Origin of the sequence: Acidibrevibacterium sp., assembly GCF_049965395.1 — a bacterium.
GTDB classification, from domain to species: Bacteria; Pseudomonadota; Alphaproteobacteria; order Acetobacterales; family Acetobacteraceae; genus Acidibrevibacterium; species Acidibrevibacterium fodinaquatile.
Map to the genome: position 1 here is coordinate 1 of NZ_JBMFWJ010000019.1, position 16,864 is coordinate 16,864.

The following is a 16,864-nucleotide window of genomic DNA, read 5'->3' on the forward strand; positions in this document are numbered from 1 at the left end:
TGCCCGTCTTCGCCGAGACGTTCGGGGCGGTGTGAAAATGAGGGGAGTCTTGAGGACATAATGGGCAAATTGAATGGCCTCGCCGTTATTACTGGCGGCGCCAGCGGCATAGGAGCTGCGTGCGCGCGCACGCTGCATCAACGCGGCGCCGAAGTGGTCGTGCTGGATTGCGATATCGCGCGGGCCGATCGCGTCGCAGCGGAGCTCGGCGGCCACGCGGTCGCGGGCGATGTTGGTGACGCGGATGCGATCGAGCGGGTGGTCGAAGCGATCGAGCAAATCCATGGTCCGGTGGAAATTCTTGTCAATAGTGCCGGCATCATCCAGCGTCCGGTGTCGCCAAAGGTTTTGCCCATGGCAGTCTGGGACGAGGTGGTGCGCATTGACCAGCGCGGCACCTACGTCACATGTGTTGCGTTTGGATCGCGCATGGCGCAGCGTCGCCGCGGTGTCATCGTCAACATAGCCTCGATCGCGGGTATGCGCTCAATGCCCCTGCACGCCTATGCTCCCGCCAAAGCGGCAGTTATTTCTTTGACCCAAAACCTCGCGGCGGAGTGGGGGCGCGCGGGCGTGCGCGTGAATTGTGTCTCGCCCGGTTATACTCGCACGCCTGCCTTGCAGGCGGCGATCGACCGCGGCGAACGAGACATCTCCTCCCTGACCGCCCTCAGCGCACTTGGCCGGATGGTGGAGCCGGAAGATATCGGCAGGGCGGTCGCGTTTCTCTGTAGCGCGGAGGCGAGCGCCATCACGGGGGTCAATCTTCCCGTTGACTGCGGCTGGTTGGTGGCGCCGTCCTGGCTCACCTATGGTGGTTTGCCGACACCTGGTGATGGAGCGACAGCGTGAAAAAACTCGTTCTCATCACCGGCGGCGGTTCCGGCATCGGTGCGGCTACCGGCTGGGCGGTGGCCGCGGCGGGAATGCAGCCGTTGCTGTGCGACCTCGCGCGATTTCCGGCGGCGGCAGAGGATGTCTGGCCGACGCCGTTCGACGTGTCTGATGAGGAGGCGGTGGCGCGTGAGGTAACGGCGATCGAGACGCAGCGTGGGCCTATCGCTGGGCTGGTAAATGCCGCTGGCGTGCTTGGTCGCATGGCGCCGCCGCACAAGCTGCGCATGTCCGACTGGGATCGCGAGATCGCCGTCGACCTGCGCGGTACGTATGTCATGTGTCGTGAGATCGGCAGCCGCATGACCAAGCGCGGGGCCAGGGCCATCGTCAACATTGCCTCGATCGTTTCGCTGTCATCGGCGCCAGTGCATGGCTATGGTCCGGCCAAGGCGGCGGTCGCGAACTTGACCATGACGCTGGCCGCCGAATGGGGCGTGCGCGGTGTGCGCGTCAATGCCGTTTCGCCCGGCTTCACCCGAACGCCGGCGTTGCAACGCGGCCTCGATGCTGGCGCGATGGAGGAGGCGCGGTTGGCGGGGCTTTCGGCCCTACGCCGGTTGGTCGAACCGGAGGAAATCGGCCGCAGCGTTGCTTGGCTGCTCGGTGACGCGGCGAGCGCCATCACCGGGGTCAAATCTCCCGGTCGATGCGGGCTTCCTGTGCGGCGTCACCTGGCAGGCTTATGGCGGGCTGCGCCGCGACGGCTGACCTTACCAAGGGCTGGTTTCTCACCAAGCAAATGCACAGCCTCCGCTTATGAGATGTCTCGTTCAGCCGTGCAGCGGGGGAGCGTTCACCGATGCGTGCCGGCCCGGCGTCAGCGCGGCTCCAGCCGCCATAGCCCCACGTCGACGCGGCCGGCACGGAACCCGGCCTCGCAATAGGCGAGATAATAATCCCACAGCCGGCGGAACCGCGGCGGGAAGCCCATCGCCGCGATCGCCGGCCAGGCGGTATGGAACCGCGCCCGCCAGGCGGCCAAGGTGAGGGCATAGCTGTCGCCGAAGCTCTGGCGCGCCCGCACCGCGAGCCCATGGCGTTGCGCAAGCGCCGCGATCGTCTCCGGCGAGGGCAGCATCCCGCCTGGAAAAATGGCGTGCTGGATGAAATCGGTGCCGCGGCGATAATCCTTGAACCACGCGTCGGCGATCGTGATCGCCTGCAGCACGGCGACGCCCCGCGGGGCAAGGCGCGCGCGCAGCGTCTCGAAATAGATGGGCCAGTAGCGCTCACCCACCGCCTCGATCATCTCGACCGAAACGATACGATCGAAGCGGCCATCGACGTCGCGATAATCCTGCAACCGCAGATCGGCGCGTGGCGCTAAGCCGGCTTGCGCCAAGCGCAAGGTCGCATAGTGCAACTGCGCCGGCGACAGGGTCAGTCCGGTGACGCGCGCGCCGGCGGCGGCGATGCGCTCGGCCAGCCCGCCCCAGCCGCAACCGATCTCGAGCGCATGCTGGCCGGGGCGCAGATCGAGCAACGCCAAGACCTGATCCTGCTTTTCCGTCTGCGCGGCTTCTAGCCCAGCCACCGGATCGACCGCAGGATCGGTGTAGATCCCCGAGGAATAGCTCATTCCCGGATCCAGCCATTGCGCGTAAAAATCGTTGCCGAGGTCGTAATGCGCCATGATGTTGCGCCGGCTGCCGGCGCGGCTATTGGCGCGGGCGAGATGGCGCAGCCGGTGCCACAGCCGGACCGGCCACGGGCCGCCACTGGCGCCGGGAATGCGCGCCGTATTGCGCGCAGCGAGGTCCAGCAAGGCCACCGGATCGGGGCTCGACCAATCCTGATCGATATAGGCTTCGGCGAAGCCGATGTCCCCGCCGGTCGCCAGCCGGCGCAGTGCGCGCCAGCGATGCAGCACCAATACCGCGTCAGGTCCCGGTTCCGGGCCAACATGGCGCACCCGCGCGCCGCCCGGCAGGATCACGGTCAGCGTGCCTGCCGCGATCCTACCCAGCGCGCGCGCAAGCAGCGCCGGGCCGGGAGAAAGGAGCCAGGGCGCCGGTCCGGCGAGGCTGCGACCGCTCACGTAACCCTCCCCGGCAGGACGATGCTGACAGGCTCAGCCGGTGGCGGCGGGCGCGGGCGCACGCGCATTCCCTTGCCCCAGAGCTTCGCCGCCTCCCAATGGATCGCACCCAACACCTGGGCGGCGAGCAGGGGATGGCGCAGGAAACCGCGTAGCAGCGCACCGTCCGTCAGGGGCTCGCGCCGCGCCGCAACGCCAGCGGTCAGCACCGGGCCGGTTGCGTCGCGGACTTCGATCGCCACACCCAGCCTCTCGCTCGGTGGGATCAGCCGAAAGCGGTAGCGCAACGCCATGTCCATGAAGGGAGAAACATAGAAGCCCTTGGCGCATTCCTGGCGGATCGGCAGACCGGGCCCCGCTACCGGGATCAGGTAGCTATGGCGTTGGCCGAACGTATTGTTGACCTCATACAGCACGGCGCAGAGCGCACCCGAGCGGGCGTGGCAGAAGAAGATGCTGAGCGGGTTGAAAACGCTGCCCAACACGCGCGGCATCGCGAGCAGGCGGATCGGCCCGCCATCGGGGGTGATCCCCGCCGCGACCAAACCCGCCTCCACTTGCGCACGCAGACTGCCAGCACCGGGCACCAGATGATCGCGCTCGGCGAAGGCGAACAGATTGAACCGATCAACGGAAAACAGCCGCAGCCGCCGCGCCAGCGCCGGGATTTCGTCGAGGTCGAGCAGCAGCATCATCATCCGGTAGCGCAACCGGTGCCGCACCGGGCGCATGCGGGTATGCACCACCGTGCCGGTATAAAGCGCCGAGATGCTCATGCCGCCGACACCTGCATCTCAGAGGGGGGCGGCAAACGGTCTGACTGGTTGGCGACGCCCCAGGGCCGGCGCACCCTGCCGAGCGCCTCGGCAACAGTGAGGCCGGCCTGCACCCCGTCTTCATGGAACCCGGCCCCAAGCCAAGCGCCGCAGAACCAGGTGCGGCGCTGCCCCTGCAGCGACCACAGGTCGCGCTGGGCACGCAAGGCCGCGGCATCAAACAGCGGATGATCGAAATGAGCACGGTGCAGCACGGTCTCGGGCGCCGGCGGGCGCACCGGGTTCAGCGTCACGAACACCGGCCCGGCGCCAGGAATATGCTGCAACCGGTTCATCCAGTAGGTTACGCAAAGCGCATCGCCCGAGGCGCCGCCGATATAGTTCCAGCTCGCCCAGACCCGCCGGCGCCGCGGCATCAGCGTCGGATCGCGGTGCATCACGGCTTCGTTGCGGGTGCTGCCCACGGCGCCCAGCAGCGCCACCTCCGCGGCCGAGGGATCGGCGAGCAGCGCCAAGGCCTGATCGGCGTGCGTTGCGATGACGACGTGATCGTAGCGGGTTTCCACCCCGTCCGCGGCGCGCAGGGCAACGCCATCGGGCAAGCGCCGGATGGCCCGGACGGGGCAGTTCAGGCGGATCGCGGCGGCGTAGGGCGCGGTCAGGCGCCGGACATATTCGCGGCTCGCGCCGACCACGCTCCGCCATTGCGGGCGGTCGCGCAGCAGCAACAGCCCGTGATTCTGGCAAAAACGGATGAATGCCAGCGCCGGATAGGCCGCGATGCGCTCGGCCGGCGCCGACCAGATCGCGGCAGCCATCGGCAAGAGGTGATCGCGCGCGAATTCCGGCCCATAGCGACGCGCAGCGAGATAGGCGCCGAGCGTGGTGTCCGGATCCAAATGCCGCGCATCCGCCGCGGCCTCGCGGTAAAAGCGCAGGATGTCGCGCAGCATCGCCCAAAAACGCGGGCGGATCAGATTACGCCGCTGCCCAAACAGCCCAGCAAGATCACTCCCGGCATATTCCAGCCCGCCACCGCGCAAGGAGACGGCGAATGACATGTCAGACGCGTGCGTCGGCACGTCGAGGTGCTGAAACAGCGCGGTCAGGTTTGGGTAGGCCGGCGGATTATAGACGATAAAGCCCATATCCACCGGCACGTGGCCGGCAACGCCCGGCACCGCGACGGCGTAGCTGTGCCCGCCTGGCCGCGATGCGCTTTCATAGATCGTGACGTCGTGGGCCGGGTGGAGCAGCCAGGCCGCCGCCATGCCCGAGATGCCCGTTCCCACCACCGCAATCCGCAGCCGCTCCGTGCCCCGCATCTGCCTTGCTACCTGTGCTATCCGGAGGCAACTACGATCTGCCCGCCACGTTGGATCACCGCGCTAGCCGTGATCCAATGCGCCCGGGTCTGCGTAAGAGGGGCATGTATGTTTCACGCCAGTCATGGGCGGTGCGGCGAACGGCCGAGGCGGGCTCGTCCTGGCCGGGGGCCGACGCGATGACCCATATGTCGGGGGAGACCTCGCACGCGGCCCTCATCCGCGTCGTTGCCAGCAGCCGCGACCGCGCGGCGTTCGCCGCATTGTTCTCGCACTACGCCCCTCGGATAAAATCCTTCCTGCAGCGGCGTGGCGCCGATGCCGCAACGGCTGAAGAACTGGCGCAAGAGGCGTTGCTCGCGGTGTGGCGGAAGGCCGCGCAATTCGACCCCGGCCGTGCCACCGCCGCCGCCTGGATCTTCGCGATCGCGCGCAACCTTCATATCGACTGCCAGCGCCGCGCCCGCCGTGCGGCCCCCGCGCCCGACCCTACCGACGATCCGCCGCCACTCGTGTCGGCTGATGACGTGTTGGCGGCCGACCAACGCGCCCGCCGCCTGCACGACGCCATCGCAGCCCTGCCGGCAGAGCAGTCGGAGGCCCTGCGCCTTGCCTATTTCGACGAACGTTCGCACAGCGAGGTGGAGACCGCGCTCGCGATCCCGCTCGGCACCGTGAAATCGCGCCTGCGTTTGGCCATGGCCCGGTTGCGCGCGGCGCTGGAAGAGGACAAATGATCAACCATCATCCAGCCGAGGCGAGCCTGATCGCCTGCGCCGCCGGCACCATGCCTGTGGCACACGCGCGGGTGATCGAAGCCCACGCCGCGCTCTGTCCGGTTTGCGCGTCCGGCCTGCGCGCCGCCGAGGCCGCCGGCGGCGCGTTGTTGGAGGCGCTGCCGCCGGCGCCGATGGCGCCTGACGCGCTCGCCCGGGCGCTGGCGCGGCTCGACGCGGCGGCGCCCGAATCGGCGCCCGCCGCGCCGGCGCTCGACCTCGCCGCCCTTGCCTCCGGGCGCTGGCGCCGTGTCGCGCCCGGCATCGCGATCATGAAGCTGCTGGCGCGCGACGCAACCGACAGCCGGCTCGATTTGATCCGCGTTGCCCCCGGCCGCGCGCTATTGACCCATGGCCATACCGGCCCCGAATCCACCTGCGTTCTGTCTGGCGCCTTTTCCGACGGCATCGGCACTTTCGCGACCGGCGATTTCATGGCGGCCGACGCCGCCCTCGACCACACCCCGCGCGCCTTGCCGGGCGAAGACTGCATCTGCCTGATCGCCACCACGCATCATCTGCGCCCGCATAGCTGGCTCGGCCGGCTGGTGCGCCCATTGCTCGGGATGTAGCGCGGTGTCGGCCATCCTCGCGTCACCCGTGCGTGCGCGCGGCGGGTTCACCGTCGACCTGCTGAACCGGCTGTCGCCGCGGCGTGGCATTACGATACGGCAGGGCGTGGCTTATGGGCCGGGGCCGCGGCATAGGCTGGATGTCTATAGCCCGGCCCGCGCCGCGGCCGCGGCGCCTGTCCCGGCGGTGGTGTTCTTTTACGGTGGCGGCTGGGAGGAAGGCGATCGCGGCATTTATCGTTTCGTCGGGGCCGCGTTGGCGGCGCGCGGCATCGTGACCCTGGTGCCCGACTATCGCTTGTATCCCGAGGTCCGCTTCCCCGCCTTCATGGAAGATGCCGCCGCCGCTGTCGCGTGGGCGCGGTCGTTCCTGACAACGCTGGGCGGCGATCCGGGGCGGTTATTCCTGATGGGACACTCCGCCGGCGCGCAGATCGCGACGCTGCTGGCGCTCGACCCGCGCTATCTGCGCGCGGCGGGAGCGGGTGGGCTACGCATCGCCGGCGTGATTGGCCTCGCCGGCCCGTATGATTTTCTGCCGCTCCGCAGCCCTACCCTCAAGGCGATCTTCGGCCCCGAGGCCGCCTGGCCGGCGAGCCAGCCAATCACCTACGCCTCCGCTGCAGCGCCGCCGATGCTGCTCGCGGCCGGCACGGCGGACCGGGTGGTCGATCCCGGCAACACCGAGCGCCTGGCGGCGCGGCTGCGCGCGGTGGGGGCAGCGGTGGAGATGCGGCTCTTTCGCGGCCTCGGGCATCGCGTGCTGATCGGCGGTTTCGCCTCGGCGCTCGCGCCATTGCTGCCGGTGCGGCGGGAGACGCTGCGTTTCATCGCGCAGGGCGGGGGCGCGGCATGATCGTGCTCGCGGTCACGGCCGGGGTGTCGCTGGCGATGATGCTGGCCTGGTTGGTGCAACGTCGCACCGGCAACGCTGGTTGGGTGGACGTGATCTGGACCTTCGCCCTCGGGGCTGCCGGGGTCGTTTACGCGCTGGTGGCGGGCGCGGCCGGGCCGCGCGGCTGGTTGGTGGCGGCGCTCGCGGCATTCTGGGCGCTGCGGCTCGGTGTTTACATCCTCCGTCGCACCCGCAACGGCGCCGAGGATGCCCGCTATGCGAAGCTACGCGCCGAATGGGGGGATGCATTCCAGCGCCGCCTATTCGGCTTCCTGCAGATCCAGGCGGCGGTGGCGGCGGTGCTGGCGCTCGCCATAGGGCTCGCGGCCGGTAACCCTGCGCCGCTTGGCCTGCGCGACGCCGCCGGTGTCGCGGTGTTCCTGATCGCGATCCTGGGTGGCAATGCCGCCGACGAGCAGCTTCTGCGCTTCCGCCGCGACCCGGCCAATCGCGGCCAGGTCTGCGCCGTCGGGCTGTGGCGTTGGTCACGCCACCCGAATTATTTCTTCGAGTTCCTTGCCTGGTGCGCGTGGCCGCTGCTCGCGATCTCTGCCGCCCATCCCCTGGGCGCGCTGGCGCTGGCCGCGCCGGCGATCATGTATGGGTTATTAGTGCATGTTTCCGGCATTCCACCGCTCGAGGAGGCGATGCTGCGCTCGCGTGGTGATGCCTATCGGGCCTATCAGGCGCGCACCCGACCGTTCCTGCCGCTACCGAAATGGAGCCTCAAATGAACCTGGTCGCCGCCGCCACCGGCGCTGTCGAGCGCTTGCCGCTGCCGGATGCGTTGACCCGGGCCGGAATCGCCATGCTGGTAGAGCGGACCAGCCGGCGTCTCGACCGCGCCCCGCCGGAGGCCGAGCGCGCGTTCGCGCGGCGCATGCGCGCCTACCCGATCGCGCGGACGCCCGAGGCCGCCAATGCGCAACATTACGAGCTGCCGGCCGCCTTCTTCGCGCAGGTGTTGGGCGCACGGCGGAAATACTCCTGTTGTCTCTATGACGAGGGGGCCGACACGCTGGACGCGGCCGAGGAGCGCGCGCTGGCCGCAACCGCCGCCCATGCCGAGCTCGCCGACGGGCAGCGGATCCTCGAACTCGGCTGCGGCTGGGGTTCGCTGACCTTGTGGATGGCGGAACGCTATCCGAACGCGAAGATCGTTGCCGTCTCAAACTCCGCTCCGCAACGGGCGTTCATCGAGGCGGCGGCGAGGGCGCGCGGCATCGACACTGTCGAGGTCATCACCGCCGACATGAACCATTTTGATCCCGGCCAATCCCGGTTCGATCGCGTGGTTTCGGTGGAGATGTGGGAGCATATGAGCAACTGGCGGGCGCTGCTGGCGCGTGTGCATGGATGGCTGGATCCAAATGGGCGGCTGTTCCTGCACGTCTTCAGCCACCGCGCGGTGCCCTATGTTTTCGACCATGAGGACCAGGCCGACTGGATCGCGCGGCATTTCTTCACCGGCGGGATCATGCCGAGCCACCGGCTGATCCGCCAATGGGACGAGCACTTCACGCTGGAAGCCGACTGGCGCTGGAGCGGGTTGCACTATCAGCGCACCGCCAATGACTGGCTGGCCCGCTATGACGCGAACGCAGCCGCGATCGACCCGATCCTGCGCGCCGTTTATGGCCGCGAGGCGGGGCTGTGGAAGCGCCGCTGGCGCCTCTTCTTCCTCGCCACCGCCGGCCTGTTCGGCGCGCGCGAGGGCCGCGAGTGGGGCATCAGCCATTATCGGCTGCGACCTCGATGACGCTCCGCGCCGCAATGCGCGCTTATGGATCGCATCCCGATCCGGTGACGGCGGTGGCGTGTTTCGTCGCGCTGGTTTTGGGGGCGAACGGGCCGTTCTACCCGCTTTATGTCATCGCGCTGGTGGGCTGGGCGCGCGGCCATGCAGCCTTCCTGACCATGGGGGCGATGCCGCTGTTTCTCGCCGTCCCGGCGCTGGCGCGCTGGCAGCCGGGCGCGGCACGCACCGCGCTATGGGTGGTCGGCACGGTGAACACGGTGTGGTGCATGAAGCTGCTGGGGCCAGAGAGCGGCGTCGGGCTGTTCCTGCTGCCCTGCATCGCGCTGGCGGCACTGCTTTCCGGGCGGCTATTGACCTTGGCTGCGGCCGGCCTGCCGATCTTGCCGTTGCTGATGCCGCTGGCGGCGTTCGGGCAGCCGATCATGGCGCTGACGCCCGCGGAGGACGCACGGCTCGCCGCGCTCAACGGTTTCAGCGCGGCGTGCCTGATGGGGCTGATCGCATTGCGGCTGGCCGGCGTGCTGCGGGGCTCGGGCGCGTAACGCTGGCGGGCTGTCACGCGCCACGATCGCCGCATCACCGGCTGCGGGTGCGAGCGACCGCGTCGCGCCAGCCGCGCCACTTGCGTTCGCGCGCCGCCGCAGCGAGGTTTGGCGTGAACCGACGATCGAGCGCCCAGGAACGCGCGAACGTCTCCGGCGCCGGCAGAACGCCGGCAGCGAGGCCGGCGAGATAAGCGGCGCCGAGCGCCGTCGTCTCCATGATCTTCGGCCGATCGACGGGTGCCTCCAGAATGTCGGCGAGAAATTGCATCGTCCAGTCAGAGGCCGTCATGCCACCATCGACGCGCAGCACCGTCTGCGCCGCGCCCGGCCAATCCGCTCGCATTGCCTCGATCAACTCGCGGGTCTGGTAGCCGACGCTCTCAAGTGCGGCACGCGCGAGTTCCTTGCGCGTGGTGCCGCGCGTCAGGCCGAAGATCGCGCCGCGTGCGCCGGCGTCCCAATGGGGCGCGCCAAGGCCGACGAAGGCGGGCACCAGATAGACGTCCTGTGCGGGATCGGCCGCCGCCGCAAGCTCGCCCGCCTCGGCCGCCGCCGTCAACAGCCCAAGCTCGTCGCGCAGCCATTGCACCGAGGCGCCGGCGACGAAGATCGCGCCTTCGAGCGCGTAGGTGCGCCGGCCGTTCAATTGATAGGCGATCGTTGTCAGCAGCCGGTTCTTTGAGGCGACCGGCTGATCGCCGGTATTGAGCAGCGCGAAGCAGCCTGTGCCATAGGTCGATTTCAGCATGCCGGGCGCGAAACAGGCCTGTCCCACGGTCGCCGCCTGCTGGTCGCCGGCGACACCGCGAATGGGCAAAGCGCGGCCGAAGAGATCAGGCGTCGTCGTCCCGAAATCACCGGCACTGTCGCGCACCTCGGGCAGTAGCGACACCGGCACGTCAAAGGCGGCGCAAAGCGCCTCGTCCCAGGCGCCGCGATGGATGTCAAAGAGGAGCGTGCGCGCGGCGTTGGTCGCGTCGGTTGCGTGAACGGCGCCGCCGGTGAGCCGCCAGATCAGGAAACTGTCAACGGTGCCGAAGGCAAGCTCTCCGGCCGTAGCGCGCGCGCGCGCGCCCTCGACGTGATCGAGCAGCCAGGCGATTTTGGTGCCCGAGAAATAGGGATCGAGCAGCAGCCCGGTCTTTTTGGCGATCATCGGCTCGAGACCCTGGGCCCTGAGCGCTGCGCAACGCTCGGCGGTGCGCCGATCCTGCCAGACGATGGCGGGGGCGATCGCCTGGCCAGTCTTGCGGCTCCAGAGGATTGTGGTCTCGCGCTGGTTGGCGATGCCGAGTGCCGCGATTTCGTCGACCGAGACGCCGGCGAGTGCTTCGCGCAGCGTCGCGACGGCGCTCCGCCAGAGATCCTCAGGGTCGTGCTCGACCCAGCCGGGCTCTGGGTAATGCTGCGGGAATTCCTGCTGCGCGACGGCGGCGACGCTGACATCTTGGCGGAACAGGATCGACCGCGTCGAAGTCGTGCCTTGATCGAGTGCGAGCAGATAGGTCATCGCGCATTTCCCCGCTGCGCCTCACGCGGACGCGTCTGCGCCATGAAGGCGTCGAGTTCGGCCGCCTCGGCGGCGTTCATCCTAAGCCCAAGCTTGGTGCGCCGCCACAATATGTCTTCGGCGTTGCGCGCCCATTCGCGCGCCATGAGATAGCCGACCTCGGCCTCGCTGAGATCGGCGCCAAAGCCACGCCCGAGATCGGCGCGGCTTCGCGCCTCTCCGAGAACGCGCGTCGCCAGAACGCCGTACGTCGAGACCAGCCGCTCGGCGGCGCGCGCGTCGAGAAAATCATAGCGCGCGGCAAGGTTGCGCGCGAGTTCGGCGCGGCCCGAGACGGGAAAATCGCCACCTGGCAGCGGCGTGCCCGCCGTCCACGGCGCGCCGCACGGCCTAAGATGAGGTGCGAGCTTCTTCAGCGCCGCCTCCGCCAGCCGGCGATAGGTGGTGATCTTGCCGCCGAACACCGACAGCAGCGGCGCCGTCGCGACGCTGGCGTCGAGGTCGAGGACGTAATCGCGGGTCGCGGCTTTCGCTTCGCTCGCGCCATCGTCATAAAGCGCGCGCACGCCGGAAAATGCCCAGACCACGTCATCCGGCGTTATCGCTTGCGCGAAATAATCGTTCGTCGCGGCGCAGAGATAGGCGATTTCGTCGGAGGTTGCGCGCGCTTGCGCGGGATCGCCGTGATAGTCACGGTCGGTGGTGCCGATCAGCGTGAAATCGCGCTCATAGGGAATGGCGAAAATGACGCGGCCGTCGCCATTCTGGAAGATGTAGCAGCGATCGTGATCGTAGAGGCGGCGCACGACGATGTGCGAGCCCTGCACCAGCCGCGCTTTCGCCTGCGCTGTTGTGCGCAGCGTATCGGCAAGCACGTCGGCGACCCAGGGGCCGGCGGCGTTGATGAGAGCTCTGGCGTGGATCGTGCGCGTCGCGCCGGCGGCGCCAGACCCCCGCACCGCAAGCCGCCAACCATCGCGGCCGCGCTCGGCGCCGATGGCCTGCGTGCGGGTCTCGATCACCGCGCCGCGGTCGGCGGCGTCGCGCGCGTTGAGCACGACCAGCCGCGAATCATCGACGCGGCAATCGGAATACTCGAATCCACGATGAAACAGGCCAGGCTTCAGCGGCGCGCCGGCGGCGTCGCGATCGAGATCGAGCACCCGCGTCGGCGCCAACAGGCGCCGGCCGCCGAGGTGATCATAGAGAAACAGCCCGAGCCGCAATAGCCAGGCGGGCCGTAGCCCGGCATGATGCGGCAGCACGAAACGCAGGGGCGCGATGATATGGGGGGCGGCGCGCCACAACACTTCGCGTTCGATCAGCGCCTCGCGCACCAGACGGAATTCGTAATATTCGAGATAACGCAAGCCGCCATGCACGAGCTTGGTCGACCATGACGAGGTGCCGCTGGCGAGATCCCCCTGCTCGCACAGATAGACCGACAAGCCGCGCCCGGCGGCGTCGCGAGCGATCCCGCACCCATTGACGCCGCCGCCAATGATCGCGAGATCGTAGGACGGCGCACTCATCGTTGGACGCAAAGACCAGCGCTGCGCCTCACGCCGTCGCCATTTCGCGGAAGAAGGCGCCGACGCGATCGAGAATCAAAGCCTTGTCGTTGTCGAGCGTCGCGACGTGATAGGAATTGTTGAGCCAGAGCAGCCTGATATCGTCGGCGCGGATCATCTCGACGATATCCATCGCGTTGCGCGGCGGCACGACGTGATCCTCGCGCGAATGGATGACGAGCGAGGGACAGACGATGCGGCTCAGCATCCCGCGTGTCATCGAGATCAGCACGGTGACCTCGCGCAGGCAGGCGACTGGCGTTTCCTTATAGGCGAGTTCGACCACGCCCGGCGCCTTGATGTCAGAGCCGATGCCGGGCAGGCGCTTGGGCGCCGGATTGATCGCCAGCGCGTCCGACAAAGCTTCGCTCGCCAGCCCCGCCGCGGCGGCGATCGGCGCGATGGCTGAGACTTCGCTCGGAAAGCGCGCCGCGAGGTTGAGCGTCAACGTGCCGCCCATCGACAGGCCGGTTACGAACACCTTGCGCTTGCGCTGCACGAGATCGTGCAACGCGCGCTCGGCTTCGCCCAGCCAATCGAGATAGCCGGTGGTCTCCATGTCGTCGGGCGAGGTGCCGTGGCCCGGCAAGCGCGGCCCGACCACCGTGAAGCCGAATTTGCGGTGCAGTCCCTCGCCGAGATAGCGCATGCTTTGCGTCGAGCCGGTGAAGCCGTGCACGACCAGCACGCCGACGTCGTTGCCTTCGAACGCGAACGGCTCCGCGCCTGGCATAATGTCAACCATTGTCTTTTCTCCTCAGTGGGTGCGCTCTTGCCCGCGCGCGGCATAGGCGATGGCGGCCAGCGCGACGACGGCGCCCTGCGCCATCTGCTTGCCCGGCTCGCCGAGCCCGATGCTTGTCAATAGGTTGAAGGTGAACATCAGCATGAAGGCGGCGACCGCCGGCCCGAGCACGCCGCCCTTGCCGGAGCCGAAACCGACGCCGCCGAGAATGACCGCCGCCAGCGAATTGAGCGCGAGATCGGCGCCGATGCTGAGACTGCCGAAGCCGACGAAGCCGACCAGCAGAAAAGCGCTGAGCACCGCGAAAAGGCTGGAAAAGATGTGCGCGACATAGATTGCGCGCACATAGGGCACGCCGGAGGTCAACGCCGCGCGCGGATTGGCGCCGATGGCATCGACATAGCGCCCGAATACCGAAAGGCGCAGAAACGCCGCCATCGGGATCAGCGCCGCGACCCAAATGATGACGGTGATCGGCAATATGCCAAGCCGCGTCTGGCCGATATAGCGCAGCATCGCCGGCGAATCGCCCGGGGCGCGCAACTGGCTGAAGGCGGTGACGACGCCGCTCAGAATAAGCACCATCGCCAGTGTCACGATCACCGAGGAGGCACGCAAGCGGGTGATGAAGAAGGCGTTGATCGCGCCAATGGCAAAGCCGAACAGCAGGCAAAGGGTGATGAGAACGGGTTCGGGGAACGGGAAGAAACCGCTGGTCAGAATGTAGCTAACGACGAGGGCGACGCCACCGAAGGAAAGGTCGAGCGACAGCAGCCGGATGCAGAGCGATTGCCCGATCACCGCGACGCCGAGCGGCGCCGCCTGACGCAAGATCAGCAGCAGGAGGAACGGCCGCAACAGGGTCGGCCGCGCCACTGCTGCGAACAAAAGCAGGGCGGCCGTGCCGTAATAGGCGATCGGCAGCGAGAGCAGCGTATCGGTCACTCTCTGCGCCCATCCCGGGCGCGCCCCGTCCATGGCGATGCCGCTCATATGCCGATCACCTTGCGACGTTGCAGGCTGATCGCCGCGAGCAACAGCACGCCCGTCAAGGCCGCGCTGAAGAACGGCGAGACGCCGAGCAGGTTCATGCCATTGGTGATGAGCCCGAGCGTGATCGTGCCCAGCACCGCGCCGGCGACGCTGCCGACACCGCCCGCGAGCTGGACGCCGCCGAGCGCAATCGCTGTTACCGAATCGAGGCTGAACGGTTGGCCCATCGTCGGGTCACCCGAGACGATGCGGCCGGTGAGATAAATCCCGGCGACGACGCCTGCCAGCGAGCACAGCACATAGCAGGCAAGCCGCGGCCAGAAGGCCCGCACACCGCTGAGCTCGGCGCTCTCGGCATTGCCGCCGATCGCAAATAGGCGCAAGCCGAAACGGGTGAAATAGAGCAGCACGGAGGTGATGGCGATCGCCGCGATGCACCAGAGGAACGCGGCGGGAAGCCCGAACAGCGATGCCTTGGCCGCGAAAACCAGCGGGGCGGGAACGGTTCCGCCGGAGCCCGCGAGCCACAGCAGCGCCAACCCCTGAAGAAACGTCATCGACGCCAGCGTCATGATGAGCGGGTGTACGCCGAAGCCGACGCCGAGCCCATTCGCCAGACCAATCACGACGCCGAGCGTGAGCGCGGCCGGCACGGCGAACGTGGGGGTGACGGAGACGATCACGACGCTCGTCAGGCTGACCACGGAACCGACCGATATGTCGATGCCGCCGATCAGCGCGACGAGCAACTGCCCGAGTGCGACGAGCATCAGCGCAGTGATCTGATTGTTGACGTCGACGATGTTCTGCAGCGACAGGAACTCCGGCGCGAACGCCGCGAGCAACGCGAAAATCGCGAGCGGCAGGCCGATTGCGACATAGCCGAGCCCGGAGCGGCCGAAGCGGCGGGCGCTGCGGCCGATCATGATGGCGCCGCGTTCGCCGCGGCGCTCATCAGCGCATGCCGCATGACGATTTCCTCCGTGGCACTCGCGCCGTCGAGTTCGGCGACGATCGCCCGGTCACGCACCACCAGGATGCGGTCGCAGAGGCCGATATGCTCGGTCAGCTCGCTCGATGTGATGACGACGGCGCCGCCGCTATCGGCAAATTCGCGCAGCAGACGGTAGATCTCGGCCTTGGCGCCGACATCGACGCCGCGGGTCGGCTCCTCGACGATCAGCACGTCAGCTTCGGCGGCGAGCCAGCGCCCGATCATCACCTTCTGCTGATTGCCGCCCGACAACGCGCCGACCGGCTGCCTCGCATCGCGCGCCCGCACCTTCATCTCGCGCATCAGCGCTCTCACACGCGCCTTGTCGATCCTCGCCCGCGCCGATAGGGAGGCGCGGCGCAGCATGCCAAGGCCGATATTCTGTTCGATGGAGAGCGGCAGATAGAGCCCCTCTGACTTGCGATCCTCCGGCACGAAGCCAACCCCCGCCCGCACCGAGGCGACGATGGCCTCGCCGATCTTCGTCTCGCCCGCCGCGTCGTGTTTGCGCACCTCGCCCGCGGCATGCGAGACGAGGCCGACGAGCGCGCGCACAATCTCGCGCTGCCCCTGCCCCTCGAGCCCGGCGAGACCGAGGATTTCGCCGCGCTTGACCTCGAAACTGACCCGCGCCGCTTGCGCCTCGAGCGCGAGATCGGTGACGGTGAGCGCCGGCGTGCCCGCGCGTTTGCTTCGCGTCGGATAGAGTTGCCCGAGTTCGCGCCCCACCATCAGCGAAACCAGGCTCTCGCGCGTCAGCTCGCTTGTGGGCCTTGTCGCCACGTGCTGGCCGTCCTTGAGGACGGTCGTCATGTCGCAGAGCCGAAAAATTTCATCGAGGCGGTGGCTGATATAGAAGACCAGCTTGCCCGCCGCCTTTTGTGCCTCGATCAGACGCACCAGCTTTTCCACGCCCGGCGCGTCGAGTGCTGCGCTCGGCTCGTCATAGATGACGACGCGCGAGGGCGCTGCCGCGCCTTTGGCGATCTCTATCAGATGCTGCTCGGAGATTGTGAGATCGCCGCACATGTCGTTGACGTCGAGATCGACGCCGACGCGCTCGAGAATTGCGCGCGCGCGTCGGCGCATTTCGCCGCGATCGATGAAACCGGCGCGTCGTGGCTCGCGGCCGAGGAACAGATTCTCGGCGACCGTCAGATTGGGCAGAAGCGTCAGCTCCTGAAAAACGGTCGCCACACCTTTGGCGCGCGCGTCGGCCGAGCCTTGGAAGCGGATCGGCTGACCGTCGCGAAGGATCTCGCCGGCGTCAGGCGAATGGACGCCGGCGAGGATCTTGATCAAAGTCGACTTGCCGGCGCCGTTCTCGCCCGTCACCGCATGCACGCTGCCCCGTCTCGCAACGAAGGATACATCCGTCAGCGCCCGGATCGGGCCGAAGCGCTTTGAGACATTGCGAAACTCGATTTCGCAATCATCGGCTCGCGACGAGGTCACGGGTTCAGCGCCT

At 68.0% G+C, this 16,864-nt stretch carries 17 protein-coding genes; 8 read left to right on the plus strand and 9 right to left on the minus strand.

Going from position 1 to position 16,864, the window contains the following annotated elements; translation table 11 throughout:
* Nucleotides 1–60 precede the first annotated feature (60 nt).
* Nucleotides 61–852 (plus strand): SDR family NAD(P)-dependent oxidoreductase, encoded by a 792-nt coding sequence (locus ACP5M5_RS07660; RefSeq protein ID WP_427936540.1) that lies wholly within the window; start codon nt 61–63, stop codon nt 850–852.
* On the plus strand, nt 849–1,781 hold the full coding sequence (locus ACP5M5_RS07665) for an SDR family NAD(P)-dependent oxidoreductase (protein ID WP_427936541.1): 933 nt from the start codon (nt 849–851) through the stop codon (nt 1,779–1,781). Before ACP5M5_RS07660 ends, ACP5M5_RS07665 begins: the two co-directional genes overlap by 4 nt.
* Here the strand turns inward: ACP5M5_RS07665 and ACP5M5_RS07670 are convergent.
* The 3 genes from ACP5M5_RS07670 to ACP5M5_RS07680 are packed head-to-tail and all read right to left on the minus strand — an operon-like array spanning nt 1,715 to nt 5,036.
* Nucleotides 1,715–2,935, minus strand: a complete 1,221-nt coding sequence (locus ACP5M5_RS07670; protein WP_427936542.1) for a class I SAM-dependent methyltransferase — start codon at nt 2,933–2,935, stop codon at nt 1,715–1,717. The genes ACP5M5_RS07665 and ACP5M5_RS07670 overlap by 67 nt on opposite strands.
* The gene (locus ACP5M5_RS07675; RefSeq protein ID WP_427936543.1) at nt 2,932–3,711 is read right to left on the minus strand and encodes a DUF1365 domain-containing protein; all 780 of its coding nucleotides are present in this window, start codon (nt 3,709–3,711) and stop codon (nt 2,932–2,934) included. Before ACP5M5_RS07675 ends, ACP5M5_RS07670 begins: the two co-directional genes overlap by 4 nt.
* Nucleotides 3,708–5,036, minus strand: a complete 1,329-nt coding sequence (locus ACP5M5_RS07680; RefSeq protein ID WP_427936544.1) for an NAD(P)/FAD-dependent oxidoreductase — start codon at nt 5,034–5,036, stop codon at nt 3,708–3,710. The genes ACP5M5_RS07675 and ACP5M5_RS07680 overlap by 4 nt, the downstream gene beginning before the upstream one ends.
* Nucleotides 5,037–5,140: 104 nt before the next feature.
* On the opposite strand from ACP5M5_RS07680, the gene ACP5M5_RS07685 reads away from it, so the two are divergent.
* The 6 genes from ACP5M5_RS07685 to ACP5M5_RS07710 are packed head-to-tail and all read left to right on the plus strand — an operon-like array spanning nt 5,141 to nt 9,580.
* Nucleotides 5,141–5,773: a sigma-70 family RNA polymerase sigma factor gene (locus tag ACP5M5_RS07685; RefSeq protein WP_427936545.1), complete on the plus strand. Its 633-nt coding sequence runs from the start codon at nt 5,141–5,143 to the stop codon at nt 5,771–5,773.
* The gene (locus ACP5M5_RS07690) at nt 5,770–6,384 is read left to right on the plus strand and encodes a ChrR family anti-sigma-E factor (RefSeq protein WP_427936546.1); all 615 of its coding nucleotides are present in this window, start codon (nt 5,770–5,772) and stop codon (nt 6,382–6,384) included. The genes ACP5M5_RS07685 and ACP5M5_RS07690 overlap by 4 nt, the downstream gene beginning before the upstream one ends.
* Nucleotides 6,385–6,388: 4 nt before the next feature.
* Nucleotides 6,389–7,240: an alpha/beta hydrolase gene (locus ACP5M5_RS07695; RefSeq protein WP_427936547.1), complete on the plus strand. Its 852-nt coding sequence runs from the start codon at nt 6,389–6,391 to the stop codon at nt 7,238–7,240.
* Nucleotides 7,237–8,013 carry a DUF1295 domain-containing protein gene (locus ACP5M5_RS07700; RefSeq protein WP_427936548.1) on the plus strand — a complete coding sequence of 259 codons (777 nt, stop codon included), beginning with the start codon at nt 7,237–7,239 and terminating at the stop codon, nt 8,011–8,013. The genes ACP5M5_RS07695 and ACP5M5_RS07700 overlap by 4 nt, the downstream gene beginning before the upstream one ends.
* Nucleotides 8,010–9,038, plus strand: a complete 1,029-nt coding sequence (locus tag ACP5M5_RS07705) for an SAM-dependent methyltransferase (RefSeq protein ID WP_427936549.1) — start codon at nt 8,010–8,012, stop codon at nt 9,036–9,038. The genes ACP5M5_RS07700 and ACP5M5_RS07705 overlap by 4 nt, the downstream gene beginning before the upstream one ends.
* The gene (locus tag ACP5M5_RS07710; protein ID WP_427936550.1) at nt 9,035–9,580 is read left to right on the plus strand and encodes a hypothetical protein; all 546 of its coding nucleotides are present in this window, start codon (nt 9,035–9,037) and stop codon (nt 9,578–9,580) included. The genes ACP5M5_RS07705 and ACP5M5_RS07710 overlap by 4 nt, the downstream gene beginning before the upstream one ends.
* Before the next feature lie 34 nt (nt 9,581–9,614).
* On the opposite strand, the gene glpK is transcribed toward ACP5M5_RS07710, so the two are convergent.
* Genes glpK through ACP5M5_RS07740 form a run of 6 tightly spaced genes read right to left on the minus strand, consistent with a single transcriptional unit; the run spans nt 9,615 to nt 16,851 of the window.
* Nucleotides 9,615–11,093: a glycerol kinase GlpK gene (gene glpK / locus ACP5M5_RS07715; RefSeq protein ID WP_427936551.1), complete on the minus strand. Its 1,479-nt coding sequence runs from the start codon at nt 11,091–11,093 to the stop codon at nt 9,615–9,617.
* Nucleotides 11,090–12,625, minus strand: coding sequence for a glycerol-3-phosphate dehydrogenase (gene glpD, locus ACP5M5_RS07720; RefSeq protein WP_427936552.1), 1,536 nt, complete (start codon nt 12,623–12,625; stop codon nt 11,090–11,092). Before glpD ends, glpK begins: the two co-directional genes overlap by 4 nt.
* Nucleotides 12,626–12,653: 28 nt before the next feature.
* Complete coding sequence (locus ACP5M5_RS07725; RefSeq protein ID WP_427936553.1) at nt 12,654–13,409, minus strand: alpha/beta hydrolase; 756 nt, start codon at nt 13,407–13,409, stop codon at nt 12,654–12,656.
* Nucleotides 13,410–13,421: 12 nt separating this feature from the next.
* Nucleotides 13,422–14,402 carry an ABC transporter permease gene (locus tag ACP5M5_RS07730; protein WP_427936554.1) on the minus strand — a complete coding sequence of 327 codons (981 nt, stop codon included), beginning with the start codon at nt 14,400–14,402 and terminating at the stop codon, nt 13,422–13,424.
* On the minus strand, nt 14,399–15,328 hold the full coding sequence (locus ACP5M5_RS07735; RefSeq protein ID WP_427936555.1) for an ABC transporter permease: 930 nt from the start codon (nt 15,326–15,328) through the stop codon (nt 14,399–14,401). Before ACP5M5_RS07735 ends, ACP5M5_RS07730 begins: the two co-directional genes overlap by 4 nt.
* Entirely contained in the window at nt 15,325–16,851 is a 1,527-nt protein-coding gene (locus ACP5M5_RS07740) for a sugar ABC transporter ATP-binding protein (RefSeq protein WP_427936556.1), read from the minus strand. Before ACP5M5_RS07740 ends, ACP5M5_RS07735 begins: the two co-directional genes overlap by 4 nt.
* Nucleotides 16,852–16,864: the final 13 nt, after the last annotated feature.